The 11,353-nt window shown below is 71.0% G+C and carries 7 protein-coding genes; all 7 read right to left on the bottom strand.

All coding sequences use genetic code 11. The features are described 5' to 3' along the window. Positions 1-2 precede the first annotated feature (2 nt). From ACSHT8_RS13360 to ACSHT8_RS13330, 7 genes are read right to left on the bottom strand one after another with little or no spacing between them, the layout of a single operon-like run. A complete protein-coding gene (locus ACSHT8_RS13360) occupies positions 3-920 on the bottom strand; it encodes an AAA family ATPase (protein WP_436501088.1) in 918 nt (305 codons plus the stop codon). Continuing rightward, positions 917-2,197 carry a toll/interleukin-1 receptor domain-containing protein gene (locus ACSHT8_RS13355; RefSeq protein ID WP_436501086.1) on the bottom strand — a complete coding sequence of 427 codons (1,281 nt, stop codon included), beginning with the start codon at positions 2,195-2,197 and terminating at the stop codon, positions 917-919. The genes ACSHT8_RS13360 and ACSHT8_RS13355 overlap by 4 nt, the downstream gene beginning before the upstream one ends. A 5-nt stretch (positions 2,198-2,202) precedes the next feature. Continuing rightward, positions 2,203-3,855, bottom strand: coding sequence for a hypothetical protein (locus ACSHT8_RS13350; RefSeq protein WP_436501084.1), 1,653 nt, complete (start codon positions 3,853-3,855; stop codon positions 2,203-2,205). Further along, positions 3,852-4,946 (bottom strand): TRAFAC clade GTPase domain-containing protein, encoded by a 1,095-nt coding sequence (locus ACSHT8_RS13345; RefSeq protein ID WP_436501082.1) that lies wholly within the window; start codon positions 4,944-4,946, stop codon positions 3,852-3,854. The genes ACSHT8_RS13350 and ACSHT8_RS13345 overlap by 4 nt, the downstream gene beginning before the upstream one ends. Continuing rightward, complete coding sequence (locus ACSHT8_RS13340; protein WP_436501080.1) at positions 4,946-5,992, bottom strand: hypothetical protein; 1,047 nt, start codon at positions 5,990-5,992, stop codon at positions 4,946-4,948. Before ACSHT8_RS13340 ends, ACSHT8_RS13345 begins: the two co-directional genes overlap by 1 nt. Then, on the bottom strand, positions 5,989-8,187 hold the full coding sequence (locus ACSHT8_RS13335) for a hypothetical protein (RefSeq protein WP_436501079.1): 2,199 nt from the start codon (positions 8,185-8,187) through the stop codon (positions 5,989-5,991). The genes ACSHT8_RS13340 and ACSHT8_RS13335 overlap by 4 nt, the downstream gene beginning before the upstream one ends. Continuing rightward, positions 8,184-11,342 carry a tubulin-like doman-containing protein gene (locus tag ACSHT8_RS13330; RefSeq protein ID WP_436501077.1) on the bottom strand — a complete coding sequence of 1,053 codons (3,159 nt, stop codon included), beginning with the start codon at positions 11,340-11,342 and terminating at the stop codon, positions 8,184-8,186. Before ACSHT8_RS13330 ends, ACSHT8_RS13335 begins: the two co-directional genes overlap by 4 nt. Between the last annotated feature and the right edge of the window lie 11 nt (positions 11,343-11,353).

Below are 11,353 nucleotides of genomic sequence, written 5' to 3'. Positions count from 1 at the left end.
CCCTACCCCCGGTCGCCCGCTGCGTCCTTGGCGAAGACCATCCCCATGAGCTGGGTGAGCCGGTCGTGGTCCGGCGTGCCGATCCTGAGCCGGACACACGCGTCGACCGCGTCGAGGAACTCGGCGGTGCTGGGCGGGCGCCGGTTCGCGCGCTGGGCCTGCTTGCGGTCCTTCTCTAGCTGGTCGAGCAGGTGGGTGACCATGGCGTCGTCGAGTTCGTCGCCCCGGCTCCGCAGGCGGCCCGCGGCGATCTCGCGCAGGGTGTCGCCGCCGTGGCGCGGCAGCCGGAACACCACGCAGCGGCGGACAAACGCTTGCGGCAGGTCGCGCTCCCGGTTCGACGTGATGATGATCAGGGTCGGATCGTCGAGCTTGTCGGTGACGGGCTTGTCGCCGAGGTCGGCCACGGTGAACCGGCGTCCCGCCAAGGGCACCAGCAACCCGTTGGGCGTGTCGGGATCGGCCTTGTCGATCTCGTCGATGAGCACCACGGCGCGTGCCGCGGCGTGCTCGTCGTTCCAGCGCCGGAACGGTTCGCGCCCTGCGGCGACCTCGACCGCGCTGTCCCGCTCGAACGCCCACCACAGCGCGCCGGGGGAGACATACCGGCGGTCGTCGTCGGTTAGCCGTTCCGCCTGGGCGTCGCCGAGGCGGCGCACGTGGTCGAACGACCACAGCAGATCCTGGTGCCCGGTCCTGGCCGTCGTGACGTGCTCGTAGTACCGGCGTCCCTTGCTCACCGCGACATAGCGGGCCAGCGACGACTTGCCGGACCCCGGCTCGCCATAGAGCAGCAGCGGTTTGCCGATCGCCATGGCCACGTCGACGGCGAGGTCGAGATCCGCCGACGTGACGTAGCCGCCGCCCTGCTCGACCAGCCGCCGGTAGTCGGCGTCGTCCTTCTCGATCTCGCCGGTCACCAGCTGCCTCCCGAGTTCTTGACCACGTCGCGGATGTGGGCCTGGTTGTCGTGGAAGCGGCGCTCGCGTTCGGCGTCGATCCGTTCGATGGGCCGGTAGGCGGCGCCGAGCAGCTCGTCCATGCCCGCGTCGTCGAACTTCGCGTAGTCGTCCGGCTTGACCATCAGGATCACCACCGTCGAGGGGCAGCGCTCGTGGATGGCTTTGATGACCTGGGCGGCGCTCTCGATCCCGCCCGGCGCGCTCATCAGGACGTGCTGTGGCCGCAGCGCGTGTTTCGCGCAGGTGTTGTCGTGGGCCCTCGCGCACCCCTTGCCCCGCACCCCGGAGAACAGTTCCGCCACGACCTGCGCCGGTGTCTGCTCGCCGTTCGCGCTCGGGTCGAAGCGCTCGGTGTTGATCTGGGAGCGGGCGCACCCGTAGGCACGCGCGACATAGCGCTCGGCGACATGCGGGTCGTCGGTCAGCAGCACAGGTGTGCGCGGGTCGGGCGGGGGCGGCCGCTCGGTGCTGATCGGCATCGCCTCGGACCACAGGATCCAGCTCGACAGCAGGATCCGCACCGCGTGGTCGGCACGGTCGAGTTTGAACGTCACGTCCTCGATCGCGCCGAGCGCGGACTCGCCCAGCTGATCGTCGATGATGAACTTCGCCAGCCACTGGTTGGGGAACAGCGGCCGGTCGCCGCGTGTCTTCAGCTGCTCGGCGAAGAACCGCTCGGTGATGCTGTCCACCTCGTCGTCATAGAGGTCGAAGGTGTACGACAGCGCTCTGGTCATGGTGACGTCCGCGGTCGGCATCCCGTCGGTGGCCTGCCGCAGCCGATCGGTGATCAGGCCGAGCACCCGGTCGGCCTCCCGTTCGATGTCGGCCTCGGTGGTGCACTCCGCGGCGTCGATCATCTGCCGGTCTTTGAGGAAATCGAAGTCCGGGTACTTCTCGGTGATGTCGCGTCGGGTGATGCCGATCAGCACCGCGATGACCGACTCGACCGACGGGCGCGCGCTGAGCAGGGTTGACTCCCGCTTCACCCACTTGCTCTTGCTCGCCGCGTGGGTGTCCAGCAGGACGATGCCGATCTGCGAGCGGTCGAGGGTCTTGTGGATCCACGGCTCCCACTTGTCGCCGACGTGGATTCCGGTGGCGTCGACGTGGACCTCATAGGTCGGCGACAGCGCGGGCCGCAGCTTGTCCCGCAGGTTCCTCGCCACGCCGTTCACGCAGTCCTTGCCGCTGGTGCTGTGGCTCACGAACACTTCCCAGAAGGGTTTGTCCATGGCGGCTATCCGACCAGGTGGATGAGGACGAACAGCAGGACGAGAACGCTCACCACGATGTTGATCGTGACGAACAGCAGCACCTTCGAGTTGCCGTCCGGGCGCACACCCGCCAGCTCCAGTACGCGTTTGTCATAGCCCTGACCCCAGTTCTTGGCGAACCACGCCGCGATCGGGACGCCGTCCGGCAGCGGTTGGCCGGTCATCGGCGGCGCGAACAGGATCGTCACGACGATGTCGAACGCCTGGGGCCTGAGTTCCGGGGGCAGCGCCTGGAAATCGGGCCGCAGGGAGATCGAGCGCCAGATCTTGAGCCTGACATCCAGGGCTACCAGCAGGTTGCTGATCGGTATCAGCGCGCCGATCGCCTGGTCGACATCGCGCGCCGTGTGGAAGGCGTTCATCAGGTCCGAGAACCTGATGGGGTCCTTGCCGTCCGACTGAGGTGTGGTGCCGGTGTCCGGCGGAGGCGCCGTTGTCTCCGTTTTCTCCTGGGGGGCAGGCGTTTCCGCCGTCGAGGTGCTGTCCTCGGTGTCGGCGGGCGTCTCCGTCGACTCGGCAGACGCCATCGTGGTCGTCTCGTCAGTCTCGGACTCGGTGGTGCCGGACTCGGTGGTGCCGGACTCGGTGGTGCCGGGCTCGGTCGCCTCCGTGGTTTCGGTGGTCTCCGTCGACTCCTCGTCCTTGCGGTGTTTCGCGCTCGGCTCGGTGGTCTCCTGCTCGGTGGTCTCCTGTTCGGTGACCAGACTCAGGTCGATCGGGACATGACGGACCTTGGCGAAGGTCCGTATGCGGTCCTCGATCGTCGGGCCCGCTCCGGAGTCCTCACGGATCGCCCGAGCGGTGGCGATCCACTGCATCTCGCGTTCGGTGAGCGGGCTCTCGTTGTCGTGCCGCCAGGACAGGCGGTAGCTGTCCAGCAGCTTGGTGGTGATCGACTCGTGGCTCGCGGGGACCTTGTCCGTGGCGAGGTCGATGACCTGCCGCGCGCCGGGGCCGGGGGCGTTGGGGGTGAAGACGAAGTCGAGCCGGACGTCGAGTTCGGTCTCGAACGTCGAGAACGTCCAGGTCCGGTAGTCGCGGTCGAAGGCGGTGAGGATGTCGCGCACGGCCATGACCGCCGCGGGCGCGTCGGCGGGATCCATGCCCACCACGGTGAACAGCGCGGTGGGCGCGGCCAGCACCCGGCCGAGGAGCACCGGCAGCGTCGGGAGCTTGGTCGCGTCCATCCGCAGCTCCGCGACGAACGGCACCACCGCGATCCGCAGCTCGTCGTAGGTGTGGTTCGCCGAGGCGATGCCGCTGTCGGACTTGCTCGACCAGTCCGGCCAGCGCGTCAGCGGCAGGGCGAGGTCGTCGAGCGCGCGGACGGTGCCGACGATGGCGTGGGAGAACGTGCGTCCCGTCGTCGACCCGTCCGGCAGCTTGCGCAGGACGGTGGCGTTGGTGGATTCGAGGTGGGCGTAGGTGAACGCCTCCGGCGGCGGGTTCACGTCGTCGTACTTGAGCCGGAGGTACGGGCTGACCTGCCTGCGCCACAGGCCCCGCAGCGCGCCGTCCCTTCCTCCCGACGGGATGGAGCTCTCCTTGACCTGGATGCCTTCGCCCTCGGCGAGGTCGAACAGCAGGTGGTCCACCCGGGGGATCTCGTCGGTCATCTGCCGACCTCCGCCGCTGCCCGGGTGTCGAGGAACCCCGTCATCGCCAGGAGCGCGAGCAGCGGCTGCAGCACCCGGATCGGGCGCACGCCCCGGGGGAAGTTCCGCTGGCCGTCGGACGCGCCGCCGGTGGCCGACACGACGTGCATGGTGCGCCGGGAGAACTGCCGGTACACGTTGAGCATGGTCTCGGCCTGATAGCGCTGGAGCACGGCGAAGACGTCGCGGGACTCCTCGCGGAACGTGCGCGGGTCCAGCGGGCCGCTGACGTCGTCGCGGCGCAGCCAGTGGTCGACGGGGAACTCGTAGCGCAGCATGTCGGCCTTGGTGATGGCCACCGCGATGGGCAGCTCCGCCATGTTGGTCTGCCTCAGCAGCCTGCTGATGGCGCCGTCGAACGCCTTGTTCTCCGCCTGCGCCGCGCTGCGCTGCTCGGCGGTCTTGGAGTGTGTGCGCCAGCCGGGCAGCCCGAAGACGGGGTCGTCAACGAAGAGCAGCGCGTCGGCCGCGAGCAGGAACCCCGCCTGCTTGGTGCTGGTGACGTTGCTGTCGTTGAAGTCCTCACCCGAGACGTCGAAGAAGATCAGCGGCTTGGGCGGCCTGCCCTTCGGGCGGACGATGAGGTAGCTGGCGAAGGACTGGATCAGGTCGTTGGTGGACTGCAGCTGCACCCCGTCGCGCAGCTTGCGGATCTCGTCGTCGAAGGTCTGGTGCTGAACCCGGTCGGCGATCTCGAAGTGCAGCCCGTGCGAGCTGAGCCGCCCGCGCAGCAGCTCGGCGAGCATCGCCACCAGCAGGTGGGTCTTGCCGGACGTGCTGCGCCCGACCACCCCGATGATGATCGGCTTGCCGTAGTCGTTGTGGATCGCGGGCAGGTAGTGCGGCTCGGCGCTGTCGCCGGACGGGTTGGGGCACCGCACGAACGCCAGCGTGCGCAGGTACTCCTGCTTGGTCGGGTTGGTGTGGCCGGTCAGGTCCAGCTCGTCCCACACGAGCTTGCCGTCGCGCAGTTCCCGCTGGTAGAGCGTGTTCGGCCACTCGATGTTGTCGAGGCAGATCGGGCAGAGCACCGGCGCGGACATCCCAGTCATCAGAACCACCTCAGAAGGAAACCCGCGGTCGCGACCGCGCCCGCGATGACGGCGACGGCACCCGTGACGACCGGCCACCGCGTCCACAGTGGACGCTGCGCGACCGGCGGCGGTGGCGGCGGCGGTGTCGGAACCCGCGGCGGCTGGACCGGTGGCGGCGGGGTCGGACGCGGGTGCTCGATCTCGTAGCTCTCCCAGCCCTTGCGCAGCGCGGCGGCGACATCGATCGGGTCGGGCACGGCGCCCTGGGCGTGCAGCGCCGACAGGATCTCCCGCGCCGTGGGCACCCGGCCCGGCGGCGCGGCGAACACGTCGCGCAACCCGATGCCGACCACCTCGATCATCCGCGCGGGGTGGTCGAGTTCGCGGTCCGGCCTGCGCCCGGCGACCATCTCGAACACCGCGCTCGCCGCGTCGCGCAGATCGTCGGTGAACGCCGCGGTGCCCGAGCCGCGCCGGTCCCGGTGCGACAGCGTCACCGGACGGGACCGGGGGGTCTCGCCGCGGGCGGCCGAGTGCTCCAGGCCGACCAGCTGGAACTCGTCGCCGCGGCGGCGAACCGACGACAGCTGGATCGACCCGTGCACCAGGTCGACGGCGTGCAGCGCGGCCACGGCCCGGAAGAGGTCGGCGACGAACCGCCTGCGGTCGTCGGACAGCAGCGTGACCATCGCCGCGTCGCCGCCGAGCGGCTCGGCCGCCATGACCCGCATCAGCACGAACGGCTCGGCCGCGTCGAAGTTGTAGCCGATGAGCTGGGGCAGCTGAGGCGGATAGTCGCCCGGGTACCGGTTGGCGAGTCGGACGAGCGCACGGATCTCGTTGTCCAGCTGGGTCTCGGCGAGCAGCCAGTCGTCCTCGCCGGAGACCGTGGCGGGCAGCCGCTTGCGCTCGGCGATGTTGTCGTCGCCCAGCACGACACGGTCGACCACCAGCAGCGAACCCGGGTTCGCCAGCCGGGCGGTCGACCGGAGCCGCCACTCCTTGGCTTCTCCCAGCGCGTCCACGCCGTCGAAGTTCTGATAGTCGTCCTGGGGCGCGGTCACGTGCCCTCCCCTTCGTCGAGGCGCGGTCGCACGACGCCCGCGCGCAGCGGCACCAGGCGCAGCACCCCGACCGCGTCGCCACCTGCCCTGATGAGGTCGTAGTCCGGGTTGACCGGCGGATCATCGATGTCGACTGAGGCGAAATAGACCATCGCCATGTCGCCGGAACTCAGCAGCCGCAGGTCGCCGGGCTTGCACAGCTGCGGCAGCTGCGAGCGGGGGCCGCTGAGCAGCAGCCGTTCGGCCTTCGCCGAGTCGCGCCACAGCGCGGTGGCCAGCGAGCGCCGCACCTCGTCGTCTGGCATGCCCGGCGGCGGCACGCGGAACCCGTGGGTGTCGAGATGGTTGTTGTACTCGGTCAGCTTCTCCTGCGCGGCGCGGAAATACGGCTCGCCGTCGCCGGACAGCGGTCCGTTGGCGGCGATCTCGACGAAGATCGGCGCGAGCACGGCACGCGCCACCCGGACCAGGTCCTCACGCAGCACCCGGTTGAGGTCGCTGGCGTTGTCGGCGTTGGTGAAGCCGAACTGGTCGTCCTTGCCGTTGTCGAACGCCTGCGCCGCGCCCGCGAACGCCAGCCGCAGCCCGTCCAGCGCCGCGGCGATGTTGATCAGCGAGTCGGCGTAGCGGGCCATCGAGGTCGCGGGGAGCCAGCGGGTGCGGATCTGCGCGGCGAGGTGCTCGGCGAGCGCCCGCTGCGCGGGGCCCGCGCGGTCGAGCAGCAGCGTCGAGCTCCACCGCTCGTGCCACCGCGACCACACTCGGGCGGTGATGACCAGGGCGATCACGCCGAAACCGAGGCCCACCAGCAGACTCAGGTGCACCGGGAGGCCCGCCGTCGGGACCGCGACACCCGCGAGCGTCGCCACCGCCGGGGCGGCCGTGCACAGCACCGCCGTGCCGATCCCCGCGGCGAGCAGCCCCGCGCGGCCGGTGACCGCCATCGCGCCACCGAACAGCAGACGGTGCAGCAGCACGGACCAGACGGCGATCAGCAGCGCGCCGCCCGCGAACCCTGCCGGGCCGGACAGTCCGGTCGCCAGGCACGACAGCGCCACCGCGGCGAGCAGCGCCGCCATCGGCGTCGGCCACGCCGACCACGGCGACCGGTTCCGCAGCCCGAACAGCGTCGGGGTGAGGTCCACCCCGGCCCCGGACTCCGGCTGCCCGCCCGCGCTGAGCGAACTCGCGGTCCGCTTCAACTGCTCCGAGATCGTCCTCAGTGGACGGCCCTGGGCCAGTTCGCCTTCGGTCGCCTCGGTCAGCCGCTCGGCCAGTTCGCCGCCGTCGTACCCGGCCTGCGCGGGCAAACCCAGTTCGGTCAGCTCGGCCTCGTGCGCGGCGTCGACCGCGACGGTCTCGGTGATCTTCGCATCGACGTCCCGGCAGAGGTGCTGGTAGCGCTCGACGGCGTCGGCCGCCGCTCGCACCGCCGAGTCGACCCCCGCGGTGCCCGTGAACAGCGCCCCCGGCTTGCGCGCCGCCGCCACCATCCCGGTCGCCCGCGCGACCGCGTCGGCGGCGACCTTGCGCGCCCGGTCGAGCGGGGAGTTCGGGGTGATCGCGGTCTGATCCGGCCGGGCGCCCGCGGTGAGCTGGTCCACCGCGTCGGCGATCGGACCGGCAGGCCGCGCGCCGCCCGAGCTGTCGGCGGTGAACTGGCGCAGCGCGCGCAGGCGCAGCAGCCGCAGGGTGTCGGACGGGATCCGGGCGTACTCGATCTCGATGGCCGGGCAGGCCACCTGGTGCGGGACCTCGCTGACCGCCTTGTGCACCCGCTCGAACACCACCGGCAGCCGCAGCGCGGTGATCAGGTCGGTGACGGTCACGTCCTCGCGCACGCTCAACCCGCGCGCCGCGCCGCCGCCCCACTCGATCGCGCTGTCCGCGCCGACCCACAGCGTCACCCCGACGCCGTTGAGCGCGCTGGGGACGCTGAGCACCGCGTCCCCGCCCTCGGCGCGCAGCGACCCGACGGCGACCAGGATGACGCCGCTGAGCTGCTGGACCGAGGCCAGGCGGGTCAGCGCGAGGGTCAGGTTGGGCAGGTCCCTGACATTGGCGACCACCACCACGTGCTCTGGCAGCAGGATGGCCCCGATGTCGGAGTCGACGGACTCCAGCGCGGCGAGGTGCTCGCCCGCGGTCCGCACGTCGAACACCCGAACCGGTGGTCTGGGCGTTGGCCGAGTCATTGGCCGTAGCCTCCGTACCGTTCGTCGCGGACCCACTGATACAGGTCCTCCAAGTTGTCCTGAATGGGTGCGCTGCCGCCGTGGAAGGGCAGGCGCAGCGCGTTGGTGAAGGTCTCCGACCAGAACTCGCGCAGCGCGTCGAGCCTGGACCGGCCGCTGGTGCCTGGCCGCTCCCGGTAGTGCGCCTCGATGTCGGCGAGCTGGGTGCCGGGCAGCTTCATCAGGCGGTCGAACAGCGGTGACGGCTGGGCCGGGGTCCGGTCGATCCCGCTGGGGACACTGCTGATCAGCTGCGCGCACAGGTCGCGGCGGATCTGCTCGTCGTCGGTCAGCACCCACTCCTCGTAGGCGCCGAGGACGCTGGCCCAGCTCGACAGCCTGCCGAAGGGCCGCAGCTCCAGCCGCATCGTCAGCGCCGCCGAGGACACCCCGACCGAGATCGCCCGCGGCGAGTCCTCGTCGTCGTTCGGCGCGATGGTGACGTGGCCGTTCCAGATCGCGCACAGCAGGTGGTGCAGGATGCGTTCGCGGTGCTCGCCGGTGGTGGCGAGATAGCCGAAGTCGAAGCCGACTCGCTGCCGCCAGCGCAGGAAGTCCTGCTGTTTCTCGTTGCGCAGCGCGTCCGACCAGTGTTTGAGGACTTCCCGCACCTCCGGGACCTCGGTCAGCCCCATGGAACTGCGGAACAGCACCACCGCGATCGTCTCGGCCGCGATCGGGCGGAACTCGACGATGGTGTCGGCGGCCCTCGGCAGCTGGACGTTCGCCTGCAGATACCGCTCCAACTCGGCGTCCTTCGTCGCCGACGGGTAGGAGAACAGGATGCGCAGCCGCCCGGTGCCGCTCGGGGAGAACCCGCCGGGCACGAGCCCGGCCAGCTTCTCGCGGAACTGCGCGACGTCGTCCTCGGCGATCTGGCCCGGCCGCCCGGCCGCGGCGGCCAGCAGGTCTTGCAGCGCGGGCAGCAGCGGGCGGTTCTCGCCGTCGCGGTGGTGGAACAGGAGCTTCACGGCTTGCTTGACCCTGTCCCGCACGTAGGTGACGGCCGCGCCCGGATCACGCGCGGCGACCATGGCTTCCCACGCCCGCCGCCAGCCCTGGCCGCCCACGATCTCGGTGATCAGGTCGCCCGCGGTCGCCGTCGGCCGGACCCGGCCCTGCGCGGCGTACAGCTCGACGAACCGGCGCGTCACCTCCTGGTAGAACGGATCGAGATCGCCTTGGCGGGGCAGGAGGTAGGTCACGCCGACCCTGGGCTGGTACAGCTCGCGGGCCCGCGCCTGGAACCGCCGCGCGTCGTCGCGGGCGTGGTCGCGGAAGGCGTTGACCAGCGCGGACACGTCAGTCGTCAGGGTTTGGAGCTTGGCGTCCCACCGGGTCGACTGCGCGTTCCAGCCCGCGTGCCAGGTCCGCTTCGCCCGCCACCGGTACCACTGGTCCTGCGCGCTGAGCGCCGCGCCGACCGCCGGGTCGGCCCACCGGGCGCGCCGCATGAGCCGGTCGCTGATGCCGACCGGGTTGGGCGGGTTCATCGACAGCCCGGGCGGCGCGGGCGGCTCGCCCCGGCGGGCGGCGAGCACCTTCACGAAGCCGACCCGGCCGCCGTCGTCGGTCTGGCCGGAGTCGCCGTGCAGGACGCGGTGCAGGTGGAACGGGTCGATCTCGCTGAGCAGCTCGCGGACCCCGCGGTGCACGTCGAAGCTCTGGACCAGTTCGGGGATCTGGATGGTGAGCTGCTGTTCCAGCGACCGCAGGCCCGATTCCATCCGACGCGCCCTGGTCGACAGCGTGTTGAGGATGTTCTCGGCCTTCTCCGCGGGCGGCGGCTCGGCGATCGGCAGCGCGGCGCACACCCGCAGCGGGTCCAAATTGGACTCGGTGAAGAACCGGTCGACCAGTTCGCTGTGGCTGTCGGCGTGGCCGGGCGCGGCCGTGCCGAGTTCGGTGACGGCGTTGGCCAGCAGCCGGGAGCTGACGATGTCGGCGATGTCGTCGACCGGGACGGTCATCGACGCCACCGAACTGGTCGACACGCCGCGGTTGCCGATGCCGGTGGGGGCGGGCGACTCCCGCTCGACGGCGCTGTTGATGAAGCTGTCGGCGAAGGACATGTACGCGCGCCGGTCGCCGAACCGGGAGCCCTCGCCCTCCTCGCCGAGGTCGGTACCCACCAGCGACAGGATCAGCGACACCACCGACCGGTGCAGGTCGTCGCGGCGCACGCCGGAGCCCATGCCGAAGAGGAATCCTGTTTGGACGGTGGAGGCGCGCAGCCGGATCTCGGCCCGGTCCGGGTAGCGGACCGCCAGCGTCCCGCTCACCCCGAACGAGTCGACGTCGGTGCCCGCCACCTGCGAGTTCTGGTCGTCGACGAGGCGGAACAGGTCCAGCAGCGCCCGCCCCGCGTTCAGCTTGGCGGGCCTGCCGCCGCCGAGGCCCTCCTCGAAGGCCGACGGCATCAGCACCAGCGGGAAGATCCGCACCCGGTAGTTGTTGCGCGCGAACGCGTCGCCGATCAGGTGCAGGTAGTCGTAGAAGAGTCCGCTGCCGGTGCCGCCCGCCACCGAGAACGCGACGAACACGTCACAGGCCAGCTGCCGGTTGCCGCCGCCGAGGACGGCGAGTTCGCCCAGCGAGTTGTTGATGTTGCCGATGGCGCGCAGCAGCGGTCCCTGGGCGGGGGCCAGGCCCGCGCGGAACGTCTCGAACAGCGCGGCCCGGCCGATGGTCGGCAGCTGGCCCGCGCCGCGCGAGAGCGGGCCGATCCTGGGCTCGCCCATCGGCGGCGGCAGCCAGCTCTCCACGAACGGCGCCGCCGACAGCCGCAGACTGCGTGCCACCTCGGGATAGGTGTCGTACTGCGGCACCAGGTCGCGCACCAGGTGCATGGTGCGCTCGGCCGCGGGCAGGTTCGACGGGTCGGGCACCACGCGGCGCTCCAGGTTGCCGAACTCGTCCTCGCTCAGGTCGGCGTAGACGAACTGCAGGCACGACGGGAGCTGGTAGGGCTGGAAGTTCTTGCCCTGCATCACCTCCTGCAGCGCCGTGCCGTCCGGACCGCAGAGCTCCTCGCGCAGCCGCCGCTCCAGCTCCGCGCCGACCCGACAGCCGGTGCCGCCGAGCCCGACGAACAGCATGGGCTGGTAGATCCGCATGGGTGGGTCCT

Source organism: Actinokineospora sp. HUAS TT18, from assembly GCF_051364635.1.
Lineage (GTDB): Bacteria > Actinomycetota > Actinomycetes > Mycobacteriales > Pseudonocardiaceae > Actinokineospora.
Note: the sequence above shows the minus strand (reverse complement) of the source record. Positions and strands in the feature narration are given on the sequence as shown.